Annotated in this window: 21 protein-coding genes, 2 tRNA genes and 1 pseudogene; 22 read left to right on the forward strand and 2 right to left on the reverse strand. The window is 71.1% G+C overall.

What is annotated here, in order from left to right; translation table 11 throughout:
* Positions 1-48 precede the first annotated feature (48 nt).
* From WBG99_RS24185 to obgE, 8 genes and pseudogenes are all read left to right on the forward strand, one after another.
* Positions 49-1,974, forward strand: coding sequence for a TIGR03960 family B12-binding radical SAM protein (locus WBG99_RS24185; protein WP_338898316.1), 1,926 nt, complete (start codon positions 49-51; stop codon positions 1,972-1,974).
* 105 nt (positions 1,975-2,079) lie between these two features.
* Positions 2,080-2,391: pseudogene (locus WBG99_RS24190) on the forward strand (hypothetical protein); the annotation flags it as partial.
* Between the two features lie 48 nt (positions 2,392-2,439).
* Complete coding sequence (locus WBG99_RS24195; protein WP_338898317.1) at positions 2,440-3,282, forward strand: TIGR03936 family radical SAM-associated protein; 843 nt, start codon at positions 2,440-2,442, stop codon at positions 3,280-3,282.
* Between the two features lie 245 nt (positions 3,283-3,527).
* The gene (locus WBG99_RS24200; RefSeq protein WP_338898318.1) at positions 3,528-7,643 is read left to right on the forward strand and encodes an Rne/Rng family ribonuclease; all 4,116 of its coding nucleotides are present in this window, start codon (positions 3,528-3,530) and stop codon (positions 7,641-7,643) included.
* A 270-nt stretch (positions 7,644-7,913) separates the two neighbouring features.
* Entirely contained in the window at positions 7,914-8,042 is a 129-nt protein-coding gene (locus tag WBG99_RS24205) for a hypothetical protein (RefSeq protein WP_338898319.1), read from the forward strand.
* 206 nt (positions 8,043-8,248) lie between these two features.
* The gene (gene rplU / locus WBG99_RS24210) at positions 8,249-8,569 is read left to right on the forward strand and encodes a 50S ribosomal protein L21 (RefSeq protein WP_004931419.1); all 321 of its coding nucleotides are present in this window, start codon (positions 8,249-8,251) and stop codon (positions 8,567-8,569) included.
* A 14-nt stretch (positions 8,570-8,583) separates the two neighbouring features.
* Positions 8,584-8,838: a 50S ribosomal protein L27 gene (gene rpmA, locus WBG99_RS24215; RefSeq protein WP_338898320.1), complete on the forward strand. Its 255-nt coding sequence runs from the start codon at positions 8,584-8,586 to the stop codon at positions 8,836-8,838.
* Between the two features lie 151 nt (positions 8,839-8,989).
* Positions 8,990-10,426: a GTPase ObgE gene (gene obgE, locus WBG99_RS24220; protein ID WP_338898321.1), complete on the forward strand. Its 1,437-nt coding sequence runs from the start codon at positions 8,990-8,992 to the stop codon at positions 10,424-10,426.
* 205 nt (positions 10,427-10,631) lie between these two features.
* Here obgE and WBG99_RS24225 read toward each other — a convergent pair whose 3' ends face one another.
* A complete protein-coding gene (locus WBG99_RS24225; RefSeq protein ID WP_338898322.1) occupies positions 10,632-12,707 on the reverse strand; it encodes a hypothetical protein in 2,076 nt (691 codons plus the stop codon).
* Positions 12,708-13,009: 302 nt separating this feature from the next.
* Between WBG99_RS24225 and proB the strand changes: the two genes are divergently transcribed.
* The 5 genes from proB (at position 13,010) to WBG99_RS24250 (ending at position 18,146) form a co-directional block, all read left to right on the forward strand.
* Positions 13,010-14,173, forward strand: coding sequence for a glutamate 5-kinase (gene proB / locus WBG99_RS24230; protein ID WP_338898324.1), 1,164 nt, complete (start codon positions 13,010-13,012; stop codon positions 14,171-14,173).
* Between the two features lie 160 nt (positions 14,174-14,333).
* Positions 14,334-14,801, forward strand: a complete 468-nt coding sequence (locus WBG99_RS24235; RefSeq protein WP_338900469.1) for a hypothetical protein — start codon at positions 14,334-14,336, stop codon at positions 14,799-14,801.
* Between the two features lie 85 nt (positions 14,802-14,886).
* Positions 14,887-16,188 carry a glutamate-5-semialdehyde dehydrogenase gene (locus WBG99_RS24240; RefSeq protein WP_338898325.1) on the forward strand — a complete coding sequence of 434 codons (1,302 nt, stop codon included), beginning with the start codon at positions 14,887-14,889 and terminating at the stop codon, positions 16,186-16,188.
* Between the two features lie 175 nt (positions 16,189-16,363).
* Positions 16,364-16,954, forward strand: coding sequence for a hypothetical protein (locus WBG99_RS24245; RefSeq protein WP_338898326.1), 591 nt, complete (start codon positions 16,364-16,366; stop codon positions 16,952-16,954).
* 121 nt (positions 16,955-17,075) lie between these two features.
* Positions 17,076-18,146, forward strand: a complete 1,071-nt coding sequence (locus WBG99_RS24250; RefSeq protein ID WP_338898327.1) for a hypothetical protein — start codon at positions 17,076-17,078, stop codon at positions 18,144-18,146.
* A 269-nt stretch (positions 18,147-18,415) separates the two neighbouring features.
* Here the strand turns inward: WBG99_RS24250 and WBG99_RS24255 are convergent, their stop codons facing one another.
* Positions 18,416-19,543, reverse strand: a complete 1,128-nt coding sequence (locus WBG99_RS24255) for a M48 family metallopeptidase (RefSeq protein WP_338898328.1) — start codon at positions 19,541-19,543, stop codon at positions 18,416-18,418.
* 98 nt (positions 19,544-19,641) lie between these two features.
* Here WBG99_RS24255 and WBG99_RS24260 point away from each other — a divergent pair, with 98 nt between their 5' ends.
* The 9 genes from WBG99_RS24260 to WBG99_RS24300 all read left to right on the forward strand — a co-directional run bounded on the left by WBG99_RS24260 (position 19,642) and on the right by WBG99_RS24300 (position 25,079).
* Entirely contained in the window at positions 19,642-19,812 is a 171-nt protein-coding gene (locus WBG99_RS24260) for a hypothetical protein (protein ID WP_338898329.1), read from the forward strand.
* A gap of 124 nt (positions 19,813-19,936) precedes the next feature.
* Complete coding sequence (locus WBG99_RS24265; protein WP_338898331.1) at positions 19,937-20,101, forward strand: hypothetical protein; 165 nt, start codon at positions 19,937-19,939, stop codon at positions 20,099-20,101.
* A gap of 65 nt (positions 20,102-20,166) precedes the next feature.
* Positions 20,167-20,877 carry a nicotinate-nucleotide adenylyltransferase gene (nadD, locus tag WBG99_RS24270; RefSeq protein WP_338898332.1) on the forward strand — a complete coding sequence of 237 codons (711 nt, stop codon included), beginning with the start codon at positions 20,167-20,169 and terminating at the stop codon, positions 20,875-20,877.
* Between the two features lie 16 nt (positions 20,878-20,893).
* Complete coding sequence (locus WBG99_RS24275; protein WP_338898333.1) at positions 20,894-22,642, forward strand: LytR C-terminal domain-containing protein; 1,749 nt, start codon at positions 20,894-20,896, stop codon at positions 22,640-22,642.
* A 136-nt stretch (positions 22,643-22,778) separates the two neighbouring features.
* Positions 22,779-23,225: a ribosome silencing factor gene (gene rsfS / locus WBG99_RS24280; RefSeq protein ID WP_338898334.1), complete on the forward strand. Its 447-nt coding sequence runs from the start codon at positions 22,779-22,781 to the stop codon at positions 23,223-23,225.
* Complete coding sequence (locus tag WBG99_RS24285) at positions 23,222-23,893, forward strand: histidine phosphatase family protein (RefSeq protein ID WP_338898335.1); 672 nt, start codon at positions 23,222-23,224, stop codon at positions 23,891-23,893. The genes rsfS and WBG99_RS24285 overlap by 4 nt, the downstream gene beginning before the upstream one ends.
* Positions 23,894-24,022: 129 nt before the next feature.
* Positions 24,023-24,095: transfer RNA gene (locus tag WBG99_RS24290), tRNA-Ala, on the forward strand.
* A 401-nt stretch (positions 24,096-24,496) separates the two neighbouring features.
* Positions 24,497-24,730 carry a hypothetical protein gene (locus tag WBG99_RS24295; protein WP_005479297.1) on the forward strand — a complete coding sequence of 78 codons (234 nt, stop codon included), beginning with the start codon at positions 24,497-24,499 and terminating at the stop codon, positions 24,728-24,730.
* A gap of 276 nt (positions 24,731-25,006) precedes the next feature.
* Positions 25,007-25,079, forward strand: a tRNA-Ala gene (locus tag WBG99_RS24300).
* The last annotated feature ends 30 nt before the right edge of the window (positions 25,080-25,109 follow it).

Here is a 25,109-nt window from a genome sequence, read left to right on the forward strand (position 1 = left end):
GTTAGGCTAGATGGTCACCCCTGCCAGCTCACGAAGGTAACCCCCGCGATGTCTGTCGAGTCGGTCTTCCCACAGCTCGAAGCCTTGCTCCCGCACGTGCAGAAGCCGATCCAGTACGTGGGTGGCGAGCTCAACTCCACGGTCAAGCCCTGGGAGTCCTGCGACGTCCGCTGGGCGCTCATGTACCCGGACGCCTACGAGGTCGGGCTGCCCAACCAGGGCGTCATGATTCTTTACGAGGTGCTCAACGAACGCCGAGGCGTCCTCGCCGAGCGCACCTACAGCGTGTGGCCGGATCTGGAAGCGCTGATGCGTGAGCACCGCGTTCCTCAGTTCACGGTCGACAGCCACCGCCCGGTGAAGGCCTTCGACGTGTTCGGCCTGTCCTTCTCCACGGAGCTGGGCTACACCAACATGCTGACCGCCCTGGACCTGGCGGGCATCCCCCTGGAGTCCGAGGACCGCACGGTCGACGACCCGATCGTGCTGGCCGGCGGCCACGCCGCCTTCAACCCCGAGCCGATCGCCGACTTCATCGACGCGGCGATCATCGGCGACGGCGAGCAGGCCGTGCTCGACATGACCGAGATCATCCGCGCCTGGAAGGCCGAGGGCCGTCCCGGCGGGCGCGAGGAGGTCCTCTTCCGCCTCGCGAGGACGGGCTCGGTCTACATCCCCGCGTTCTACGACGTCGAGTACCTCCCCGACGGCCGTATCGCCCGCGTGGTCCCCAACAGGTCGGGGGTCCCGTGGCGGGTGTCGAAGCACACGGTCATGGACCTCGACGAGTGGCCGTACCCCAAGCAGCCGCTGGTCCCGCTCGCCGAGACGGTCCATGAGCGCATGTCGGTGGAGATCTTCCGCGGTTGCACCCGCGGCTGCCGCTTCTGCCAGGCGGGCATGATCACCCGACCGGTCCGCGAGCGCTCGATCACCGGCATCGGCGACATGGTGGAGAAGGGCCTCAAGGCGACGGGCTTCGAGGAGGTAGGCCTGCTGTCGCTGTCGAGCGCCGACCACAGCGAGATCGGCGACATCGCGAAGGGCCTCGCCGACCGCTACGAGGAGGACAAGGTCGGCCTGTCCCTCCCCTCGACCCGCGTGGACGCCTTCAACGTCGACCTCGCCAACGAGCTGACGCGCAACGGCCGGCGCTCGGGTCTGACCTTCGCGCCCGAGGGCGGCTCCGAGCGCATGCGCAAGGTCATCAACAAGATGGTCTCGGAGGAGGACCTGATCCGGACGGTCTCCACCGCGTACGGCAACGGCTGGCGCCAGGTGAAGCTGTACTTCATGTGCGGCCTGCCGACCGAGACCGACGAGGACGTCCTCCAGATCGCCGACATGGCGACCCGAGTCATCCAGAAGGGCCGCGAGGTCTCCGGCTCGAACGACATCCGCTGCACGGTGTCGATCGGCGGGTTCGTCCCCAAGCCGCACACCCCCTTCCAGTGGGCCCCGCAACTCTCCGCCGAGGAGACGGACGTCCGTCTGGAGAAGCTCCGCGACAAGATCCGCGGTGACAAGAAGTACGGCCGCTCCATCGGCTTCCGCTACCACGACGGCAAGCCGGGCATCGTCGAGGGCCTGCTGTCGCGCGGCGACCGCCGCATCGGCGCAGTGATCCGCGCGGTCTACGAGGACGGCGGCCGTTTCGACGGCTGGCGCGAGCACTTCTCCTACGACCGCTGGATGCAGTGCGCGGACAAGGCGCTCGCGGACTTCGGCGTCGACGTCGACTGGTACACGACGCGCGAGCGCACGTACGAGGAGGTCCTGCCCTGGGACCACCTGGACTCCGGCCTCGACAAGGACTGGCTCTGGGAGGACTGGCAGGACGCGCTCGACGAGACCGAGGTCGAGGACTGCCGCTGGACGCCGTGCTTCGACTGCGGTGTGTGTCCCCAGTTGGCCACGGCCATCCAGATCGGCCCCACGGGGAAGAAGCTGCTGCCGCTGTCGGTCGTCAAGTAGCCGGACGGGGTGAGGGCCCGACGTGGACGAGGAAGGCGTGGACAAGGAGGCGGGCGGGCTCCTCGCGCCTTCGGACGGGTTGTCCGGCCCGTAGGTCCGAGGCTCTTCCTGGCGAACGTCTTCCGATGGATCGTCGTCGAGCCGACCCGCTGGGTGTACCGGACCGTCCTCACCCCCGCCGGTCACTTCGTACGGGACGCGGTGTGGAAGCCGGCCGCGGCGGTCGCGCGCGGGGTGGCCCTCACCACGCGGCAGGCCCTCGCCACCGCCCGCGAATCCGTCCGCCAGGCCCGCGCCGGTGTGCGCCGGGCACTCTTCGGCAAGCCGGAAGAGCCGCGGCCGGTCACCCGGAGGGAACCGAGGGCCCTCGACACACGTACTCTTGGTAGGAGTACGACCGCTCTCACGAAGGACTGAACGACACTGGGCAAGCGACAGCCCGAAGGCCCGCCGCCCGCACCCGCGGTGCAGCGCATCCGACTGCGCTACACCAAGCGCGGCCGCCTCCGGTTCACCAGCCACCGTGACTTCCAGCGCGCCTTCGAGCGTGCGTTGCGCCGAGCCGAGGTGCCGATGGCGTACTCGGCGGGGTTCACGCCGCATCCGAAGGTGTCGTACGCCAATGCCGCACCCACCGGCACGGGCAGTGAGGCGGAGTATCTGGAGATCGCGCTCACCGACGCGCGCGATCCGGAGAAGCTCAGGATCCTGCTCGACGAGTCGCTGCCCACGGGCCTCGACATCGTCGACGCGGTGGAGGCCCGGACCTCCGGGCTCGCCGACCGGCTGACGGCCTCCGTGTGGGAGCTGCGCCTGGACGGCGTGGACCCGGCGGACGCCGGGCGGGCGGTCGAGGTCTTCAAGGCAGCCGACCTCGTCGAGGTTCAGCGCCGGACCAAGAACGGCGTACGGACCTTCGACGCCCGCACCGCCGTCGTCGACCTCGACAGCCTCGACGGTTCTGGGACGCACGGTCCGCAGCCCGCCGCGGGCGTCGGCTCCACCGGAGCGGCTGACGCCGCGGCCCTTGCTGGGCCGACGGACCAGCCCTGTGCGATACTGCGGCTGGTTGTTCGGCACGTGACGCCTGCCGTACGACCCGACGACGTCCTGTCCGGTCTCCGCGCCGTGGCCGACCTGGCGCCGCCGGTCCCCGCAGCGGTGACCAGGCTGGCGCAGGGGCTGTTCGATGAAGAGACCGGCACGGTGACCGACCCGCTCGCGCCCGACCGCGAGGCAGCGCCGGCCCCCTCAACGGCCGAACCCGCTGCCGCCGCGAAGGCGTCGGCGCCGGAAGGCCCCGCGTAAGGACGGACGTCGTAGCGCCGCCCTCGTATCCGGGAGCCACCTGGGTCGGGCAGCGCACCGACCACAAGACTTTCGCCAGGCCGTAGGCAACACGGCGTACGGAACCGGCGAGACAGGACACAGAGAGTTCCCGTGCGGCGCCCGCGCCCCGGACGGCGGCAGTCGCGCACAACGCGAGCCGCGGACGTCACCGGCCACGCCGGACCGGGTGCGGCGCCCGGGAGCCTGACGGGAGAAACGCCCGCATGCCCGAATCGATCGAACCCGCAGAGTCCGCTCAGGGCTCAGAACAGAACACACCGAGCGACACGCTGCCGCCGCGCCGTCGCCGCCGTGCGGCGTCCCGCCCGGCGGGACCGCCGTCCGCCGTGTCCGAAGCGACCGCGGAGACCACCGCGCCGGCCGTACCGGCCGCCGAGCCCGAAGACCTCGAGGCCGCTGAGGCGGACGAGAGCGCCGTGACCGGTGAGACCGCGCAGGTCGCCGAAGCCGACGCGATCGCAGAGGCCGAGGGAGATGACGAGGCCGACGAGGCCGGGACCGTCGCAGCCGAGGAGCCCGCGCCCGTCGCTCGTACGCGCCGTCGTGCGACGCGCCGGGCGTCCGCGCCCGCCGGTTCGCCCAAGGAGGCCGAGGCCGCCGAGACGGTGGTGCCCGCTGCCGCCGTTGAGAGTGCAGCCGGGACCGAGAGCTCCGCCGCTGACACGCCTGCCGTGGTCGAGGAGGCCGCGCCGGCCGGTCGTACGCGGCGTCGTGCGACGCGCCGGGCCTCGGCCCCCGCCGGTGTGCCTGAGACGGTCGAGGCTGCCGAGAGTGCGGCGACCGCCGAGAGCGCCGCGCCGACTGAGCCGGACGTGGCCGCCGAGCCCGAGGCCGTCGTGGCGGCGCCCGCCGCCGAGGAGCCTGCGCCCGCCGCTCGTACGCGCCGTCGTGCGACGCGCCGGGCGTCCGCGCCCGCCGGTGAGCCCAAGGCCGCTGAGGCCGCCGAGGTCATGGAGGCTCCGGCGGAGGCCGTGGAGACCGTGCCCGTCGCGGCTCAGGAAGCCACGCCGGTGGAGGAGGCGGCCGAGGAGGCCGCGCCGCGTCGTACGCGCCGTCGTGCCACCCGTCGGGTGGCCGCGCCCGTCGGGGTCCCCGAGGGCGAGGCCGCCGAGGCCGAGACCGTTCAGGCACCCGTTGCCGACGCCGCCGAGACCGCGTCCGTCAAGCCTGCCGAGGCGACCGCTGTCGCCGAGAGCGAGCCGGCCGAGGCCGCGCAGGCGCCCGCCGCCGAGGCCGAGGCCGCCGGCCCGCGTCGCACGCGCCGTCGGGCCGCGCGCAAGGCCGCCGTCGGTTTCTCCGCGCCTGCCGCGCCGGTCGCGGAGGAGGCCCCGGCCCGGCCCGCGCGGCCCGCTGTGGCCGTGTTCCAGGCGCCGGTGTTCGCCGAGCCGATGTTCCAGACCCCGGAGCGGGCCGCCGCGCAGGCCGTCGCCGAGGCGGAGACCGAGACCGTGGAGGTCGAGGAGGGCGCCCGGACCACCGACTTCGGCGGCGCCTCGGAGGAGGAGAGCACCGGCGGGTCGCGCCGTCGGCGCCGCCGTCGGGGCGAGTCCGTCGAGCCCGAGCAGCCCGTGGCCGCCGCAGTGGAGGCCGACGAGCCGGAGGAGCCGGAGGAGCCCGAAGAGGCCTCCGAAGACACTGGCGAGGGTGACGAGTTCGGCGACGAGGAGTCCACGGGGTCGCGCCGTCGCCGTCGTCGGGGTGGCCGTCGCCGTCGCCGGGGCGAGTCGGCCGAGGACGCCGCCGAGGGCGACGAGTCCGCCGCCGAGCAGGACGCCGAGGACGCCGCCGAGCAGGCGGACGAGGACGCCGAGGACGAGGGCGACGAGCGCGAGGAGTCCGGTTCCAGCAGCAGCCGTCGGCGCCGTCGCCGTCGTCGTCGCGCCGGTGACTCGGGCCCCGAGGCCGAGCCGGCGTCCGACGACCCCGAGCGCACGGTCGTCAAGGTCCGTGAGCCGCGCGAGCGGCGCGCCAAGGACACCGAGCCGTCCGACGAGGTGCAGTCCATCAAGGGCTCGACGCGTCTGGAGGCCAAGAAGCAGCGCCGCCGGGAAGGCCGTGAGCAAGGGCGCCGTCGCGTCCCGATCATCACCGAGGCCGAGTTCCTCGCACGCCGCGAGGCCGTCGAGCGCGTCATGGTCGTCCGCCAGAGCGGCGAGCGCACCCAGATCGGCGTCCTTGAGGACAACGTGCTCGTCGAGCACTACGTCAACAAGGAGCAGTCGACCTCCTACGTCGGCAACGTCTACCTCGGCAAGGTGCAGAACGTGCTGCCGTCGATGGAGGCCGCCTTCATCGACATCGGCAAGGGGCGCAACGCGGTCCTGTACGCCGGTGAGGTCAACTTCGAGGCGCTGGGGATGGCCAACGGCCCCCGGCGTATCGAGTCCGCCCTGAAGTCGGGCCAGTCCGTCCTCGTCCAGGTCACCAAGGACCCGATCGGGCACAAGGGCGCGCGTCTGACCAGCCAGGTCTCGCTGCCCGGCCGCTATCTGGTCTACGTCCCCGAGGGGTCGATGACCGGCATCAGCCGCAAGCTGCCCGACACCGAGCGGGCCCGGCTGAAGACCATCCTCAAGAAGATCGTCCCCGAGGACGCCGGCGTCATCGTCCGCACCGCCGCCGAGGGCGCGAGCGAGGACGAGCTGCGCCGTGACGTCGAGCGGCTGCAGGCGCAGTGGGAGGACATCGGGAAGAAGGCCAAGAACGGCGGCAGCTCAAACGCACCGTCGCTGCTCTACGGCGAGCCGGACATGACCGTCCGCGTCGTCCGCGACATCTTCAACGAGGACTTCTCCAAGGTGATCGTCAGCGGCGACGAGGCGTGGGAGACCATCCACGGATACGTCTCCCATGTCGCGCCCGACCTGGCCGACCGGCTGCAGAAGTGGACCTCCGAGGTCGACGTCTTCGCGACGTACCGCATCGACGAGCAGCTGATGAAGGCACTGGACCGCAAGGTGTGGCTGCCCAGCGGTGGTTCGCTGGTGATCGACAAGACCGAGGCCATGATCGTGGTCGACGTCAACACCGGCAAGTTCACCGGCCAGGGCGGCAACCTGGAGGAGACGGTCACCAGGAACAACCTGGAGGCGGCCGAGGAGATCGTGCGTCAGCTGCGGCTGCGCGACCTCGGCGGCATCGTCGTCATCGACTTCATCGACATGGTGCTGGAGTCCAACCGGGACCTGGTGCTGCGGCGCCTGCTGGAGTGCCTGGGACGCGACCGTACGAAGCACCAGGTCGCCGAGGTCACCTCGCTGGGCCTGGTCCAGATGACCCGTAAGCGGGTCGGGCAGGGGCTGCTGGAGTCCTTCTCCGAGACCTGTGTCCACTGCAACGGGCGCGGCGTGATCGTGCACATGGACCAGCCGACGACCGCCGGCGGTGGCGGCAAGCGCCGAAAGCGCGGTCGGGGCGGCGCCGAGCACGACCACGAGCACGTGTCCGCTCCCGAGGCCGTGGAGCCGGCGGAGTTGGCCGAGGCCGAGGTGGCCGCCGAGGTCGCCGAGCCCGTGGCGCTCCCCGCCCCCGAGTTCGAGCCGGACGAGGAGCTGTACAGCAGCGTCGCCGAGGCGGAGGCGGCGGTCACGCGTGGTCGTTCGCGCCGTCGGGTGACCCGGCGTGCGTCCGCGCCCTCCGGTGCGCCGAAGGGGCGGGAGACCGCGGTCACCACCGTGTCCGAGGACCGTGCCCCGAAGTCGCGGGAGGCCGCTGAGGCGGAGCCCGTCGCCATGGAGGACCCGGTCGTCGAGACGCCGCCCGCCGCGCACGTCGAGGAGGCCGCGCCCAAGGGCCGTACGCGTCGTCGGGCGACCCGGAAGGTGTCCGCCCCGGCGGGCGCGCCGGCCGTGGACGACGCCGTGGTGACGGTGGCCGAGCCGGTCGCGGAGCCCGTGGCCGAGCCGGTCGCGGAGCCCGTGGCGGAGCAGGCCGAATCGGCGGTCGCCGAGAGCGCTGCGCCGGCTCGCCCGAGGCGGCGTGCCGTGCGCAAGGCGACGGCGCCCACCGCGTCGGAGGGGGCCGCCGTCGTGGTCGTTCCGTCGGCTCCCGCGCCGGACGCGGCCGGGGCTCCGGCCCAGGCCGAGGAGTCCGCCGCGGTCTCGGAGGAGACCGAGGCGCCCGCCAAGAAGGCGGCGCGGAAGACGGCCAAGAAGGCGACGGCGAAGAAGGCCGCCACGAAGAAGACGGCGGCCAAGAAGACGGTCGCGAAGAAGGCCACGGCCAAGAAGGCCGCGACGAAGAAGTCGGCCGCGAAGAAGAGCACGGTCGCCGCCGAGCAGACGTCGGCCACGGTCACGGCCTCGGCCGACGAGAGCTGAGCCCACGGGGCGGGCGCGTGGCCCGCTCCGACTGATGCCCCTGCCGGGCGGTTTGACAGCTGGGCAGGGGCATCGGCGTGCTCAGGGGGAGCGACCACCCGGCCCGGCCGGAAGCTGATCGCGCCGTACACCATCCACACCGAGTGCCTCCGGTCGACGGCCGGTACGACGGGGTGTGCGACAAGGTCGGTTTCACCGGCTCGGGCGACTACACCGGTCCCGCGCCGCGCGAGAACGACGAGGCGATCGTCAAAGGTCGACGACGACGCCGTGCACGACACGTACGGGACCCACTTCGACAAGGTGATCGCCGTCGCCCACCCGGGCAAGGCGGACACCACGGACCCGTGCACGGGCGTGAGGCCGCGCCCCGCGGACGGCGAGAGACCGACGGTGTGACGGGGAGAAGGCCGAGGGAGGGACTCGGTTTGACCCCTTCGGGCATGGCCCCGTAACCTTGACCGTCGGCGTGTCCGTAGGTGGAGACGCGTCACATCCCCGTAAACCTCATCCTTCCGGGCGCCGGGCGCCGCGGGAGAGGCCGTTCGCGTGTCGGACGGCTGGACTGCGGGGGTGCCGTTCCCGAGCGAGAGAGTGAGACCCGCGTGTACGCCATCGTGCGCAGCGGTGGTCGCCAGCACAAGGTTGCTGTCGGCGACATCGTTGAGGTTGACAAGATTTCCACTGCCAAGGTTGGCGACACGGTCGAGCTCTCGACCCTGCTCGTTGTCGACGGCGACGCTGTGACCAGCGACCCGTGGGTGCTGGCCGGCATCAAGGTCCAGGCCGAGGTCGTGGACCACCACAAGGGCCAGAAGATCGACATTCTGCGCTACAAGAACAAGACCGGCTACCGCCGTCGTCAGGGCCACCGCCAGCAGTACACGGCGATCAAGGTCACTGAGATCCCCGCGGCTGCGAAGTAAGGGACTGAGGAGAGATGGCACACAAGAAGGGCGCATCGTCCACTCGGAACGGTCGCGACTCCAACGCTCAGCGGCTCGGCGTGAAGCGCTTCGGCGGTCAGGTCGTCAACGCCGGTGAGATCCTGATCCGCCAGCGCGGCACGCACTTCCACCCGGGCTCGGGTGTCGGCCGCGGCAAGGACGACACGCTGTTCGCGCTGAACGCCGGCGCGGTCGAGTTCGGCACCAGCCGTGGTCGCAAGGTCGTGAACATCGTTCCGGTCGCCTGAGTCCTCGGACCAAGGCTTCCGTAGAGCGATTCGTCGAGGCGGACCTCACTTCTCGTACGGGATTCCGTACGGGGAGCGGGTCCGCCTTTGACGTGTTACAGCTAAGACATTCTCGAACACCACGCTTATCGCGTAACTGGAGGCACCCACCATGACCACCTTCGTGGACCGCGTCGAACTGCATGTCGCCGCGGGTAACGGAGGCCACGGCTGTGCCTCCGTCCACCGGGAGAAGTTCAAGCCGCTCGGCGGCCCCGACGGCGGCAACGGCGGCCGGGGCGGCGACGTCATCCTGACCGTCGACCAGTCGGTGACGACCCTCCTCGACTACCACCACTCCCCGCACCGCAAGGCCACCAACGGCAAGCCCGGCGAGGGCGGCAACCGGTCGGGGAAGGACGGGCAGGACCTGGTCCTTCCCGTGCCGGACGGCACGGTGGTGCTGGACAAGCAGGGCAACGTCCTCGCCGACCTCGTCGGTCACGGCACCTCCTTCGTCGCCGCGCAGGGCGGCCGGGGCGGCCTCGGGAACGCGGCCCTCGCCTCCGCCCGCCGCAAGGCGCCCGGTTTCGCGCTGCTCGGTGTGCCGGGGGACGCGGGCGACATCGTCCTGGAGCTCAAGACCGTCGCCGATGTGGCGCTGGTCGGCTACCCGAGCGCGGGCAAGTCCTCGCTGATCTCGGTGCTGAGCGCGGCCAAGCCGAAGATCGCGGACTACCCGTTCACGACCCTCGTGCCGAACCTGGGAGTGGTCACGGCGGGCGCGACGGTCTACACGATCGCGGACGTGCCGGGTCTCATCCCGGGCGCCAGCCAGGGCAGGGGCCTGGGCCTGGAGTTCCTGCGCCACGTCGAGCGCTGCAGCGTCCTCGTCCACGTCCTGGACACGGCGACGCTGGAGTCGGACCGCGACCCCCTCTCCGACCTCGACATCATCGAGGAGGAGCTCAAGCAGTACGGCGGTCTCGACGACCGGCCCCGGATCGTCGTCCTGAACAAGATCGACGTGCCCGACGGCAAAGACCTCGCCGAGATGGTCCGGCCGGACCTGGAGGCCCGCGGCTACCGGGTCTTCGAGGTGTCCGCGGTCGCCCACACCGGGCTGAAGGAGCTGTCCTTCGCCCTCGCCGACCTCGTCGGCAAGGCGCGTGCCGCCAAGCCGAAGGAGGAGGCGACCCGGATCGTCATCCGGCCCCAGGCCGTCGACGACGCCGGCTTCACCGTCGTACGCGAGGAGGACGGCCTCTTCCGGGTGCGGGGCGAGAAGCCGGAGCGCTGGATCCGCCAGACGGATTTCAACAACGACGAGGCCGTGGGGTACCTCGCCGACCGCCTCAACCGCCTCGGTGTCGAGGAGGAGCTGATGAAGGCGGGCGCCCGCTCCGGCGACGGCGTCGCCATCGGGCCCGAGGACAACGCGGTCGTCTTCGACTGGGAGCCGACCGTGATGGCCGGCGCCGAGATGCTCGGCCGCCGTGGCGAGGACCACCGCTTCGAGGAGCCCCGACCGGCCGTCCAGCGCCGCCGCGACCGCCAGGCGGAGCGCGACGAGGTCCAGAAGGAGTACGACGACTTCGAGCCGTTCTAGGCGTCGCGTTCCTGGGCGCCGGGGGCTCCCACGGCTGCCCGTAGCTGGGTCGAGGCCCGTAAGGGGCGCGGGGAACCGTGCGATCAGCCACATACCACCCGCAGTCGCCGTACCAGCGCACCCCCGAGCTCTTGAGCGGCACACACGACCTACACACGACGAAGGGCCCCGGAGGTTTCGATCCTCGGGGCCCTTCGCCCTGTCCCTAGCGGAGCGCCCCCGCGTCCTCCGAGTCGCTCGGCTCTCTCTCAGGCACCTCGTCCCTCGCCTCCCGGGGCGCGGGGATCTCGTGGGCGAGGCGGGACTCCATCCGCACCCGGCGGTCGTCGGCCCTGGCGCAGAGCGCCTTCACCGCGGCGTCGAAGCGGACGAGGGAGGGCGGGTCGGAAGGACCGAGGAGCTGTTCCTTGAGCTCGGCGCGGGCCTTGGTGTAGCGGTCCTTCTCGGGGTTGCGGACCGCGTCGAGGAGAGCCGGGACACCGCCCGCCTTCGGCGTGAGGACGACACCCGCGGAGACCGTCGGGAAGGCCGCCCGGAACGCCGCCTCCGGCAGACCGGACGTGTTGGCGACCGAGTACGGCTTCTCGCTGGACAGCCAGTCGGAGACCACCGAGGAGACATCGCTGATCAGCAGGTCCGACGCGTTGAAGCAGGCGAAGATCGCGGGCCGCGCCTCGGTGACGATCAGGTGCTCCCACTCGGGGAACGACGCCCAGTACGCCTTCTCCCAGGCCAGCGTCGCCTCGGCGATGGCCGCCTCACGGTCCCCGCTCGGTGTGCCCTGCAGCAGCATCCGCTCCATCTCGTCCGCGCTCGTCCGGAACGACGTGGAGGTCAGCTTGTCCAGCTCGGCGGTACGGCGAGCCAGCTCGGCGGCGGCCTCGGGTCCGGGGCGCGCCCCGGACCGTTTGGTGTTCGCCTCGCGGATCATCGCCATGACGCGCTCGTTCGCGGCACCCGCGCGCGGGTCGACCGAGCCGGTCATCGGGTGCGGCTTGTACAGCAGCCGGACCTTGTCGTCGGCGAGGAGCTTGCGGACGATGTTCTCGCCGGCCAGGACCACGGAGGTGTTGCCGGGGTTGCCGTCCCAGCCCTCCCAGGTGGGGGCGTAGAGGACGGTCGTGTACGTGCCGGTCGGCGGGCCGGCGTACGGGCGGATCGGCGCCAGCTGCGGGCGGCCGACCTCGACGATGTCCTTGTCCTCGACGCCGACCTCGGCGAGCGCGTACCGCTCGCGTGCGGCGGGACCGGCGACCCACACCTCGTCGTACGCCTTCGCGTACGGGTTGCAGGAGGACAGCTTGTCGCTCTCGCCGTGGTTGATGAAGGCGTGCTTGATGGTGGGGATGCGCAGCACCTGGGAGGTCTTCGCGGCGTTGGCCGGGTGCAGCATCATCTTCAGCGTCGAGTTCTCCAGCGAGAACATCGTCGACACCTTCGGGAAGCAGATGACCGGGACGTCCGTCGCGTCGATCTTCTGCACCATGAAACGCTCACGCAGCACGATCAGCGGCTTCTCCAGCTGGGAGAGCGTGGAGAGCCACATGTTCGCCTGGTACGCCGAGGTCGTACCGCCGGAGAAGTACATCGCGGTGGTCGGCTGGTACGTCGCCAGCCACTTGTCCAGCCACTCCGTGACCTGCCGCTCGGTCTTCGCCCGTTTCTTCGGCAGCAGCCAGGTCGCCAGGTACGCGGTGCCCAGGACGAGGAGGGTGAGGCCGGCGCCGAGGCCCATGCCGCCCCAGGTGGCGTTCTGCGTGGCCGCGGTGAGGACCAGGCCGGCCGTGACCGGCAGGGAGAACGTCAGCAGCCGGTGGGCCTGGCGGCGGGCCAGGATGCGCGGCGGGGCGGCGCTCAGCCGCAACTCGGAGGCGTCGATGTTGCGGGTGACGATGGGCAGTGTCCGGGTGCGGCGGACCAGCACCGAGACGGCCTGGCAGGTGAAGTGCACCGCGTAGAAGACACAGAGGCCGACCAGGAGGGGGGCCTGCTCGCTCAGCGGGTCGATGCCTTCGATGCGCAGCAGCCCCACCAGGACCAGCATGTCGCGCAGCAACTGGCGCACCAGCGCGTCGAAGCGGACCTTGGCCAGCAGAGCGAGGAGTCCGGGGTCCCGGTACTGCAGGAACGTGTCCAGGACGAGGCCCGCGGCGCTGGCGGCGACGAACACGGGAATGTTCGGCAGCAGCGCGGAGACGATCTGGGCCGTGAAGAGCGCGAACATCGCGAGCAGCGCTGACAGCTGCGCGATGCGGCGGGATGCGAGGCCTGCGGAGGGCACGGGCGGGGCTCCTGCGGAAGGTGCGACGGACGGAGGGGGAACATGAGTCTGGGAGCGGCCTGAGGGAGGCCGATCCCTGACCGTATGACCTAGGGTGCCCGGGGAGCAATCTCCCGAGGGAGTAATGGACAGTACTCGGACATAACGCCCGGAAGTGTGAGAGGTGCTCGGCCTCTCCTCGTCAAGTGCTCAGGAGCGGACCGGCACCGTCCGCCCCTCGAAATGAAGACGCGGCAGCCCGGCCCGCTCACGTAGATTGCGGACTGCACACACCGGGCTGGTTCGGAACATTGGGGATACGGGTGTCAGCGGCTAGACAGGGCGTGGTGGACGCGCACCGGATCGTGGTCAAGGTGGGCTCCTCGTCGCTGACGACGGCGTCCGGCGGCCTCGACGCGGACCGGGTGGACGCTCTGGTGGACGTCCTCGCCAAGGCCCGAAGGGCCTCGGTCGAGGGTCGTGGTGGGAGACGGGCGGGCGGGGGAGAGCGGGAGATCGTGCTGGTCTCGTCCGGCGCCATCGCCGCCGGACTCGCGCCGCTGGGCCTGCGCCGCCGCCCCAAGGACCTCGCCCGCCAGCAGGCAGCCGCCAGTGTCGGCCAGGGCCTGCTGGTGGCCCGCTACACGGCCTCCTGCGCCCGCTACGGCGTCCGGGTCGGGCAGGTGCTCCTCACCTCCGACGACATGAGCCGCCGCTCCCATCACCGCAACGCCTCCCGCACCCTCGACGAACTCCTCGCGATGGGCGCGCTGCCCGTCGTCAACGAGAACGACACCGTTGCCACGGACGAGATCCGCTTCGGCGACAACGACCGGCTCGCCGCCCTCGTCGCCCACCTCGTACGGGCCGACCTGCTGGTCCTGCTGTCGGACGTGGACGGCCTGTACGACGGCGACCCCAGCAGGCCGGGCACGTCGCGGATGGCGGAGGTACGGGGCCCCGAGGACCTCGCGCACGTGGAGATCGGCAGCGCCGGCAAGGCGGGTGTCGGCACCGGCGGCATGGTCACCAAGGTCGAGGCGGCCGGGATCGCCACCGGAGCGGGCATCCCCGTGGTCCTGACCAGCGCCGTCCACGCGGCCGACGCCCTGGCCGGCCGCGACACCGGCACGTACTTCCACCCCACCGGCAGGCGCTCCGCCCACCGGCTGCTGTGGCTCCAGCACGCCTCCGCCCCGCAGGGCGCGCTCACCCTCGACGACGGGGCCGTACGCGCGGTCGTCGAGCGCCGCACGTCGCTGCTGCCGGCCGGCATCGCGGCCGTCGAGGGTGACTTCGCCGCGGGCGACCCCGTGGAGCTGCGCGACGGGGCGGGCCGGGCCGTCGCCCGCGGCCTCGTCAACTTCGACGCCAAGGAGATCCCCCAGCTGATCGGCCGATCGACCCGGGAACTGGCGCGCGAGCTGGGTCCCGCGTACGAACGAGAGGTCGTACACAGGGACGATCTCGTCCTCCTGCACCCCTGACCAGCGACCCCTTGGAAGGGCGAAAGCACGGGCCCCGGCGGTGCGCGTTCCGTAAAACCGCCACGCGAAGCCCTTGAGCCTGCTCAACTTTGTCTCAGGGAGATCCCCCACGACCTATTGCGAAGCACGAATCGTTGCGAAGGAGGCCGTCGTGAGACGAGTGCGCCCCGGGACCCCGGCGTCCCGTGGTGGTGGTACCTCCCGTGCGGCCGGCGAGGAACGGGCGCTCACCAGCGTCACCGCTTCGGACACGTACGAGGGCGACAGCGCCGAGAAGCCGCAGGACCTGCCCCGGCTGTGGCACATCACGCTGAGCGTCTCCGGACCCGAGACCCCGCTGAGCGAGGTGCGGCGCGGCCTCGAACAGCTCGCCCACGACCACCCCTTCCTGCTCACCAGCCGCTACGCCGACGACCACGCCGAGATCCGCTACTGGGAGGAGGCCCGCGACCTCCACGACGCCGCCGCCGTCGCCCTGCGCCTGTGGGGCGAGCACCGGCGAACGGCCGGGCTGCCGCCCTGGGAGATCGTCGGTCTGGAGGTCATCGACCGCCAGACGTACCACCAGCGGATCGCCGAGGGATACGGGCCTCCGCCGGCGACACCGGTCGGGGTGCACCCGTTCTGACCGTCCCGGCCGGGGCCCCGGGGGGCGTGTCTCGCGCTGTGGAACAGCCGACGGACGCCCCCGCAGGGCGCACTACCCTTCCCTTATGACCTCGCTCTCACCGTATGACTCCATGACGCCGGTCACCCGGGCCGCCTACCGTGCCAAGGCCGCCGCCGCCGACCTCGCGCCGCTGCCGCGCGCCGACAAGGACGACGCGCTGCTCGCCGTCGCCGACGCGCTGGAGGTCCGCACGAGTGAGATCGTCGAGGCCAACGCCAAGGACATCGAGCGCGCCCGTAAGGCCGGCACCAGCGAGGCGATCGTCGACCGGCTGACGCTGACCCCGGAGCGGGTCCGAGCGATCGCCGCCGACGCCCGCGACGTGGCCGCGCTGCCCGACCCGGTCGGCGAGGTCGTGCGCGGTTCCACCCTCCCGAACGGCATCGACCTGCGTCAGGTCCGCGTCCCGCTCGGCGTCGTCGGCATCATCTACGAGGCCCGCCCGAACGTCACCGTGGACGCCGCCGCCCTCTGCCTGAAGTCCGGCAACGCGGTCCTGCTGCGCGGCTCCTCCTCCGCCTACGAGTCGAACACCGCCCTCGTGCGCGTGCTGCGCGACGCCGTCGGCGGTGCCGGGCTGCCCGCCGACGCCGTCCAGCTGGTCCCCGGCGAGAGCCGCGAGTCCGTCCGCGAGCTGATGCGCGCCCGCGGCCTGGTCGACGTGCTCATCCCGCGCGGCGGCGCCTCCCTGATCCGTACGGTCGTGGAGGAGTCCACCGTCCCGGTGATCGAGACCGGCACGGGCAACTGCCACGTCTACGTCGACGCCGGCGCCGACCTCGACACGGCGGTCGAGATCCTCATCAACTCCAAGGCGCACCGCGTCAGCGTCTGCAACGCTGCCGAGACCCTCCTCGTCCATCAGGACATCGCCCCCGCGTTCCTGCCCCGCGCCCTGGACGCCCTCGCCGACGCCGGGGTCACGGTCCACGCCGACGAGCGCGTGCTCGCGTTCGCCAAGGAGAGCCGGGCCACGGTCGTCGAGGCCACCACGGACGACTGGGAGACCGAGTACCTGTCGTACGACATCGCCGCCGCCGTCGTCGACTCGCTCGACCGGGCCGTGGAGCACATCCGGCTGTGGAGCTCCGGCCACACCGAGGCGATCGTGACGACCTCCCAGCGGGCCGCCCGCCGCTTCACCCAGCTGGTCGACTCCACGACGGTCGCCGTCAACGCCTCGACCCGCTTCACCGACGGCGGTCAGTTCGGCTTCGGCGCCGAGATCGGCATCTCCACCCAGAAGCTGCACGCCCGCGGCCCGATGGGCCTGCCCGAGCTGACTTCGACGAAGTACATCCTTACGGGTGACGGCCATGTGCGCGGCACGGGCAATATCGGCTGACGGCGTTTTCGTACTCGCCCGAGCCAGGGCGAGCCGGCCGCAGGGCATGTGGTGACAGGGCGTGGCAGCGAGAAGCTCTGGCGACTCGTGAAGCGCTGAATCCCCTTTGTCGGCGGATGCGTTGATGTCGGGGATTCCCTGGACGTGAGTTCAGGGAGAGTGCCAATCTGGATCCGTGCCGGACGAACCGGATAACCAATCACCGATCCACGAGGGCGATCAGCCCGACGATCGAAGCCGCGGGGGCGCGGACGAAGAGTTCGCCTCCGTGGTCTTCGACGAGGACTTCGTACGGGCGGCCGTGGTCCATGAGCCGACCGCGGTCGAGCGCCTGCTCGCGGCGGCGGAGGCCCGTGCCGCGGCCCAGGAGGCCGAGGCGCGCCGGGCGCACTCCAGAGGCACCCGCGACGACGACCACTACGACGACCGCTTCGGGCGCGGCGGCCCCGATGCCGGGCACGGTCGTGATGACCTACCGGACGATCTCGACGACACCGAGATCCTGGAGGGCCGCTACGGCGCCGACGGGCCGTGCGGCAGGCAGACCCGCTGGCACCGGCCCGTCGCCTGGGTCCTCGCCCTCGTCATGGGCATAGGCATGGTCGCACTGGCCTTCACCGCGGTCTACCGGGGCGCCTCCTCCTCCGGGCGGGGCGAGCAGTTCCCACCCGCCACCACCGGCGTCGAGCAGGGCACCCCCACGGGCCCCTCGGCCTCCGCGGACTACTCCCGGCCGGCGGTCTCGGCGGAGCCCCGCACACCCTGAGAGGGGCCCGAAGGGCCTGGTCGCACGGTTCGAAAGCTGTTCGAAAACCTGGTGAGGACCTGTCAGAACTTGTCGTGTTCCACGGCGTTTACCGAGGCCGCCGGAGACCTACTCTGAAGGTATGGGCGGGCCTGGCAACCCACCTGAGGGTGCTCCCGAGGGCGCCCCCGGCGGTGGAGAGGACGAGTACCGATCCGTCGTCTTCGACGAATCGTTCGTCCGCGCTGCCCGCCTCCAGGAGTTCTCCGCGCGGGAGCGCCTCTCCGATCACGCCCCGGCAGTGCGCCGCCGCTCGCCCCTGCGCCGCGGCCTCTCCCGGCAGGCCCTGCTCCTCGTCCTGCTGATCGCCCTCGCCTTCGGCACCGCGATCTACATGGGCGTCCGCCACCCGTACGACATCCCGGCCGCGAAGCCCGCCGAGCCGCTCCGGATGACGGTCATCCCGCTCTCCCCGCAGTCCGCGGTGCCCGGCGCCGACGAGCCCGAGAAGCTGTACGAGCACAGCCCGGCGGCCCAGTTCCGCATCGGCGCCGACGGCATCACGATGCCGGCCACCCGGCGCACCGAGCACTTCACCGACAGCCAGGTCGTGTCCGCGCTGGCCATCGCCAAGGAGTACCTGGTCGCCTCCGCGCTCGACCCGGAGGTGCTCGGCGGAGGCACCGTCCAGCCCGTGCGGCGGCTGCTCGACTCGGACCAGCTCGACCAGTTCGAGCAGAGTTTCGACCGCCCGGCGGCCGACGGGCGGCACGCACCCACCGGCTGGCTGGTCCGCTTCGACCCCTCCCGCGCGGAACTCGCCGACCGGAAGATCCGTGTCCAGGGCACACTCCAGGCCGCCGAGTTCGACTCAGGCACCCTGGAGGTCGTCGCCGCCCACACCTTCGTGTACGCGCTGCGCCCGCCGGGCGGTGAGACCGGCGCCGAGGCCTCGCTGTTCACCGTCCGGCGCGAGCTGCACTTCCGCTTCGACCAGGACGACCTGCGCACCCACCAGGCCGAGCTCGTCGTCTCCTACGTCCAGGCCGGGCCCCTGGCCTGCGCCGACGACGCCACGAACCACCTCCGCCCGCTCCTCGCCGGCCAGACCGCCGAGGCGGACACCCCCTCCGCCGCCACCGACCCCTACAGCACGGACGCCGCCACCGCCCTCTGCGGCTCTCTCGCCCAGAGCGCCCAGCCGAAGGTGTGACGCGGCGGCCCCTGACGGCCGCCCGGCGGGGAGACCGGAGGGTCCCGTCCGGGGGCGGGTGGAAGGGGCTGGCAGGAGGCTCTTCGGGCACGGCGAAAGCCCCTGTAGCGCCTCCCCACGCTCGACTCGCTCGCGCGGGAGGGGCCCTCATCGAGGGCCCCTCCCGCGCCTTGCGACGCACGGCACCAGACCACGCGACCTTATCGGGCGCTCATAGTGCAAACCCCTTGGAGCCGGGCGCTTCTCGCGTCAGTGGCGGTCGCCGGGTGTCACTCCTCGTCCGGGCGCCTGTCCCTGGCGGTGTCGGTGCCGCCGCCGGAACCGGGGTTGTTGCCGGTCCCCGAGCCGCTGCCGCCGCCTGCGAAGCCGCCGAATCCCCGGCGCACCCGGCCGCCGAGATCGCCCGCGCCGCCCGCGATGTCGGTGACCAGCTTCATCAGCGGGTCCTTGGAGTTCTTGACGCCGGTCGTGTAGTGCGCGGCCGACTCACGGAAGGAGCCGGTCACCGAGGTGTCCTTGTCCTCGCCACGCCGCGGGTAGTGCCCGTCCATGATCCGCTGGAAGTCACGGGACTCGGCCCACTTCTTCAGCTCGGCCGCGCGCACCGTGGTGAAGGGGTGCGAGCGGGGCAGCACGTTGAGGATCTTGAGGACGGAGTCGCGCAGGTCGCCGCCGGCCTCGTACTCCTCGGCCTGCGCGAGGAACGCGTCCACGTTCATCTCGTGCAGATGGTTGCCGCCCGCGATCTTCATCAGCCCGCGCATAGAAGCCTGCAGATCCTGACCGACCAGCAGGCCGGCCCGGTCCGAGGAGAGCTCCGACTTGCGGAACCACTCGCGCAGCGCGGTCACGATCGCCATGATCGCGATGTTCCCCAGCGGGATCCAGGCGACCTTCAGCGCGAGGCTCGTCAGGAAGAGCAGGATCGTGCGGTACACCGCGTGGCCGGAGAGCGCGTGGCCCACCTCGTGACCGACGACCGCCCGCATCTCCTCCTCGTCGAGCAGTTCGACGAGCCCGGTGGTCACGACGATGATCGGCTCGTCCAGGCCGATGCACATCGCGTTCGGCTGCGGGTCCTGGTTCACGTACAGCGGCGGGACCTTCTCCAGGTCCAGGATGTAACACGCGTCCCGCAGCATGTCGTTGAGGTGCGCGAACTGCTGGTCCGAGACCCGTACGGAGTCGGACAGGAACAGCAGCCTCAGGCTGCGTTCCGGCAGCAGCCCGCTCAGTGCCTTGAACACCGTGTCGAAGCCGCTGAGCTTGCGCAGCGCCACCAGCGCCGAGCGGTCCGCGGGATGTTCGTACGCCCGCGAGGAGATTCCCTCGAAGCGCCTGCGCTGCCTGCTCGGCACGTTCTCGTGCCCGTTCTGCTCGTGGCTGTCGTCCGGCATGTTTCCCCCATGCGTCTGAGTGCCCATGTTGCCCCCGAAGCGAGGTCCAGCCTAGGCGGAGTTACCGTGACAGGGCAGCAACCGTAAGGAGCGATCTCATGGGACAGCTCCCCGACCTGCCGGCGTCCGCCTGGTTCACCGAGGCCGCGGGGGTGGCAGCGAAGGAACAGGGCGCGGGAAATCTGCTGCGTGTCGTGCTGATCGTGATGGTCCTGGGGTCCGTCCTGGTGGCCTGGTTCCTCCTGCGGGGGTACAAGAGGGACGACTGACGGTACGGAGGCGGAGGCATCCTCGTTCACCTCCGGGCGGAGTCGCCGTGATCGCGGCGGAGGCCCCCGCTTACGATGGGCGGGTCTTCATCCCGATCCCACACCCGGATAGGTCACGCCGACGATGAGCTTCCACAGCACCGCTGCCGACTTGGTCACTCTCGCCGCCGAGGGCGGGGAGCACAGCGGCAACCACGAGAGCCTCAGCCCCTACCTGACCGGCGGCGGAGCCTTCGTCGCCCTGATGCTGCTGCTGTGGATCACCACCCGCTTCAACCGGGACCGCTGAGTCCCAATCCCCGTAAAAGGTCGTTCGAACAGGGCGCGTCGACCGGGCCGGTAGGCTCTCCACGCATGGGAGAGCAGGAATCGCCTACCGGTCCGGAACACGACAAGGCCGAGGACCAGGCGCACGACACCACGGACGGCCGGGCCGACGGCACCGCCTGCGTGCCGGGAAACCGCAGGTCGGAGCCGGGGCGGCGCCGCCTCGGCGTCATGGGCGGCACGTTCGACCCGATCCACCACGGGCACCTCGTGGCGGCCCAGGAGGTCGCCGCGCAGTTCCGTCTCGACGAGGTCGTGTTCGTGCCGACCGGCCAGCCCTGGCAGAAGTCCCACCGCACGGTCTCGGCGGCCGAGGACCGCTATCTGATGACGGTCATCGCGACGGCCGAGAACCCCCAGTTCTCCGTGAGCCGCATCGACATCGACCGCATGGGTCTCACCTACACCATCGACACCCTGCGCGAGCTGCACGCGCTCAACCCCGAGTCGGACCTCTTCTTCATCACCGGCGCCGACGCGCTCGCCCAGATCCTCACCTGGCGCGACGCCGACGAACTGTTCTCCCTCGCGCACTTCATCGGGGTCACCCGTCCGGGTCACGTCCTGGCCGACCCCGGCCTGCCCGCGGGCGGGGTCTCGCTGGTCGAGGTCCCGGCGCTGGCCATCTCCTCCACGGACTGCCGTGCGAGAGTCGCCAAGGGTGATCCCGTCTGGTACCTGGTGCCGGACGGTGTGGTGCGCTACATCGACAAGCGGCAGTTGTACCGCGGCGAGTGAGCCGAGAGGGGCACCGGTGAACGACCGATACGACGCTGGCCACGGGGGCGACCAGCAGTACGTACTCGTCGGCTATGACGAGTACGGGCAGCCGGTGTACCGACAGGTGCCCGACCAGCAGGTGCCTCACCAACAGGCGTACGACCCCTACGGGGCGCAGCAGCCCCAGGGGTACGGCCAGGGGTACGGCCAGGACTACGGCTACGACCCGTACGCGACCGGCCACGTCCAGCAGCAGCCCACGCAGGGCTACGGTGTGGACTACGACACGGGCCGGCAGGCGCCGACGCCCGCCTACGACCCGTACGACCCCTACGGGCAGACGGCGGCCACCGGCCGGCAGACCCCTGTCGCGGAACAGAACGCCTACATCCCGCAGCAGTCGGCACCGCCGGAGACCCCAGAGGCGAGCGAACCCCGGGCCGGTGACGCCTCCCCGAAGCGGGACTCCGCCGGACCGGAGTACCGCACCGAGCAGTTCGCCTTCGTCGAGGAGCCCGACGGTGACTCCGAGGACGTCATCGACTGGCTGAACTTCACGGAGAACCGCACCGAGCGCCGCGAGGAGGCCAAGCGCCGCGCCAAGAGCCGGCTGATCGCCCTGGTCGTCGTTTTCGCCATGGTCGCGGTCGGCGGCGTCGGCTACATGTGGTGGGCGGGCATGCTGCCCGGGGCGTCCTCGGACGAGCAGACCGGCACCACGACTTCCGCCGCCGCGCAGAAGCGGGACGTGGTCGTCGTCCATCTGCACGACACCAGGAAGGGCGGCACCTCCACGGCACTGCTCGTGAACAACAGCACCGCCGGGCAGGGCGCCACCGTCCTGATCCCCAACGCCCTCGCCCTGACGGGCGACGACGGCACCACCACGACCCTCGCCAAGTCCGTCGAGGACGACGGCTCCGCCGGCACCCGCGACGGGCTCGACACCGTCCTCGGCACCGACATCGAGGGCACCTGGCGGCTGGACACCCCGTACCTGAACAACCTCGTCGAACTCGTCGGCACCATCGACATCGACACCGACACCGACGTGCCCGACCCCGAGGCCGAGAAGAAGAACGAGGCCCCCCTCGTCAGCAAGGGCGAGCAGCAGACCCTCAGCGGCAAGATGGCCGTCGCCTACGCCACCTACCGGGCATCCGGCGAGTCGCAGGACGCGCAGCTCAAACGGTTCGGGCAGGTCATGCAGGGCGTGCTGCGCAAGCTGTCCTCCGACGCGGATGCCGCCACGACCACCGTGAAGACGCTGGCCCAGATCCTCGACCCGTCGCTGAGCGACAAGGACCTCGGCACCTTCCTCGCCAAGCTCGCCGACCACGCCAAGGGCGGCGACTACAAGACTGAGCCGCTGCCCGTCCGGCAGGACGGCACCCTCAGCACCGAGGCCTCCGACAGCGTGGTCAAGGACCTGCTCGGCGGCACCGCGAAGAGCCCCGACGCCGGGGACGCGGTCCGCGTCGGGATCCGCAACGCCACCGGCGACAAGGACGCCACCGAACAGGCCCGCGTGGTGGTCCTCAACGGCGGCTACACCTTCCTCGACGCCGGCACCACCGACACCGCCCAGGCCACCTCCCAGGTCACCTACTCCGACGCGGCCCGCAAGCAGGACGCCATCGAGGTCGCCAAGACCCTCGGCCTTCCCACCAGCGCCGTCAAGAAGGGCGACACCACCTCCAGCGCGGACGTCTCCGTCGTACTCGGCCAGAACTACGAGACGACGGACACGACCGGAACGGGGGCCACCGGGACCACGGACTGACCGACAGCAGGCCCCGGGGCCGCCACAGCGGCGATGCCCGGGGGCTGATCGTTCAACACGTGGGGCGGTGTCGGTGGGCCGTGAGACCCTTGGGGTAGCCCGAGAGGGTTCCTGACCGCCGACGGAAAGCCTTGTAGTGACCGCCACCGACCGCTCCCTGGAGCTCATCAACACCGCCGCGCAGGCGGCAGCCGACAAGCTCGCGCACGACGTCATCGCGTACGACGTCAGCGATGTGCTGTCCATCACGGACGCTTTTCTGCTCGCCTCCGCGCCCAACGACCGCCAGGTCAAGTCGATCGTCGACGAGATCGAGGAGCGGCTGACCAAGGAGCTCGGCGCCAAGCCGGTCCGCCGTGAGGGCGACCGCGAGGCCCGCTGGGTGCTGCTGGACTACGTCGACATCGTCGTCCACGTCCAGCACAGCGAGGAGCGCGTCTTCTACGCCCTGGAGCGGCTCTGGAAGGACTGCCCCGAGCTGGAGCTGCCCGCCGACGCCAAGGCCACCCGGGGCAAGGGCGAGGAGCACGCCAAGCTGCGCGCCGCCGAGGAGGCCGCCGAGCTGAGCGGGGAGCCTCGGTGACCCAGGGCGTCGACTCCGCCGCTCTGCCCCCGGGCCGGGGCCGCCGTCTCATCCTGTGGCGGCACGGCCAGACCTCGTGGAACGTGGCGCGCCGCTTCCAGGGCACCACGGACGTCGAGCTGACCGAGACAGGCGTCGGCCAGGCCCGCCGCGCCGCCCGGCTGCTCGCCTCCCTCCGGCCCGACGCGATCGTCGCCTCCGACCTGCGGCGCGCGGCGCGCACAGCCGCCGAGCTGGCCGCGCTCACCGGCCTGGACGTCAGCCACGACGAAGGCCTGCGCGAGACCTACGCGGGCGTCTGGCAGGGGCTCACGCACGACGAGATCATCGCCCGGCACGGCGAGGAGTACGCCGCGTGGAAGCGCGGCGAGCCGATCCGGCGCGGCGGTGGCGAACTGGAGACCGAGGTCGCCGACCGCGCCGCCCCCGTGGTCCTCCGGCACGCCGACAAGCTCCCGGAGAACGGCACCCTCGTGGTGGTCAGCCACGGCGGCACCATCCGCACCACCATCGGGAGCCTCCTGGGTCTGGAGCCCCACCACTGGGAGGGCCTCGGTGGCCTTTCCAACTGCTGCTGGTCCGTGCTCGGTGAGGGTGCCCGCGGCTGGCGGCTCCTTGAGCACAACGCCGGCACGCTGCCCGAACCGGTGCTCGGCGACGACGACTGAGCCGCGTACGGGGCCTCGTACCGGGTCCCGGACCCGGATTTCGCTTTCCGACTGGTCGCAGGCTAAAGTTCTTCTTGTTCGCCCCGCTGAGCGGGGCGAAACACCATGCGGCTCGGCCGCGTGGCGCGAGGGGCTATAGCTCAGTTGGTAGAGCGCCTGCATGGCATGCAGGAGGTCAGGAGTTCAATTCTCCTTAGCTCCACAGAATCGGCACAGAAGATCCCGTTCCCGTCAGGGGGCGGGATCTTTCGTGTGTGACCTCCGTCCCTCCTTGAGCACGGGTGGCTCTGGAGGCGTATAGCTCTGCGGACGTCCTTCTTTCCCGCCGCGTGTCGGGACCGGTACGAAGGCGTCGCTGACCGTATTGGTCCGGCCGTGGCAGAATCAAACGGCCGGAAGGGGGGCGCTGCCCGACGGGAGGGAGAAGCGATGCCTGCGAGCATCCGCGGAGAGGTCCACGACCTTCCCGCAGCGGTGGTGATGCGGAGCAGAACCGCCCTTCTCTGCCCTTCCTGCGGCTCGCTTCACGTTGCCCAAGTACTCGGTGACAACGGAGGGATCTCCTACGTGTGCACGGCCTGCGGCCACAGCTGGAGCTGAACGATGGGTGCACACAGGAGGAAATGCGACTGGTGCGGCAGCGGCACGCCCATCGTCCGCGACATGGAGCCCGTCAACGCCGACTACCAGTACTGGTGCGAGGAATGCGCCCGAGCGCTGATCATAAAAGGCGACCCCATCGAGACGTACCGTGAGCTGGAGGGCGAGCCGATCTACGGCCGGCTCCTCGAAGAACACTGCACGCTCAAGCGTTTCTACTCGTTCGTGACGGCCTGAGCGCTCGGCACCCCTCGGGGCCGGGAGAGGAGGCGGGTCGAGGGGGCGGGTCGTCGCGCGGAGACCCGGCTGCGCCAACTCCGCGCCGCTCCGCCGCTGTTCCGGTCGGCCGGCCCGCCTCCGTCGCCCGGCGGCGGCGCAGAGGAGGGTCGGCGGGCCCCCGTCAGCCCCCGGAGCCACCTCTGATCCGTGCATGACGGAAACGATTTGGTGGTGCGCGCGGGGACCGGTAATGTTGGCGCAGTCGCCAGGGAGACCGGGCGGACAGCACGGCAAGGGGCTATAGCTCAGTTGGTAGAGCGCCTGCATGGCATGCAGGAGGTCAGGAGTTCAATTCTCCTTAGCTCCACAGAATGGACCCCGTCCAAGTGGACGGGGT

This window comes from Streptomyces sp. TG1A-60, assembly GCF_037201975.1.
In the GTDB taxonomy this organism is placed as follows: domain Bacteria; phylum Actinomycetota; class Actinomycetes; order Streptomycetales; family Streptomycetaceae; genus Streptomyces.

What these genes read in the sequence shown, in the direction of transcription:
- WBG99_RS24185 (WP_338898316.1), top strand. Translation starts at nt 49, where the DNA reads ATGTCTGTCGAGTCGGTCTTCCCACAGCTCGAAGCCTTGCTCCCGCAC.
- WBG99_RS24200 (WP_338898318.1), top strand. Translation starts at nt 3,528, where the DNA reads ATGCCCGAATCGATCGAACCCGCAGAGTCCGCTCAGGGCTCAGAACAG.
- rpmA (WP_338898320.1), top strand. Translation starts at nt 8,584, where the DNA reads ATGGCACACAAGAAGGGCGCATCGTCCACTCGGAACGGTCGCGACTCC.
- obgE (WP_338898321.1), top strand. Translation starts at nt 8,990, where the DNA reads ATGACCACCTTCGTGGACCGCGTCGAACTGCATGTCGCCGCGGGTAAC.
- WBG99_RS24240 (WP_338898325.1), top strand. Translation starts at nt 14,887, where the DNA reads ATGACCTCGCTCTCACCGTATGACTCCATGACGCCGGTCACCCGGGCC.
- WBG99_RS24250 (WP_338898327.1), top strand. Translation starts at nt 17,076, where the DNA reads ATGGGCGGGCCTGGCAACCCACCTGAGGGTGCTCCCGAGGGCGCCCCC.
- WBG99_RS24255 (WP_338898328.1), bottom strand. Translation starts at nt 19,543, where the DNA reads ATGCCGGACGACAGCCACGAGCAGAACGGGCACGAGAACGTGCCGAGC.
- WBG99_RS24260 (WP_338898329.1), top strand. Translation starts at nt 19,642, where the DNA reads ATGGGACAGCTCCCCGACCTGCCGGCGTCCGCCTGGTTCACCGAGGCC.
- WBG99_RS24265 (WP_338898331.1), top strand. Translation starts at nt 19,937, where the DNA reads ATGAGCTTCCACAGCACCGCTGCCGACTTGGTCACTCTCGCCGCCGAG.
- nadD (WP_338898332.1), top strand. Translation starts at nt 20,167, where the DNA reads ATGGGAGAGCAGGAATCGCCTACCGGTCCGGAACACGACAAGGCCGAG.
- WBG99_RS24295 (WP_005479297.1), top strand. Translation starts at nt 24,497, where the DNA reads ATGGGTGCACACAGGAGGAAATGCGACTGGTGCGGCAGCGGCACGCCC.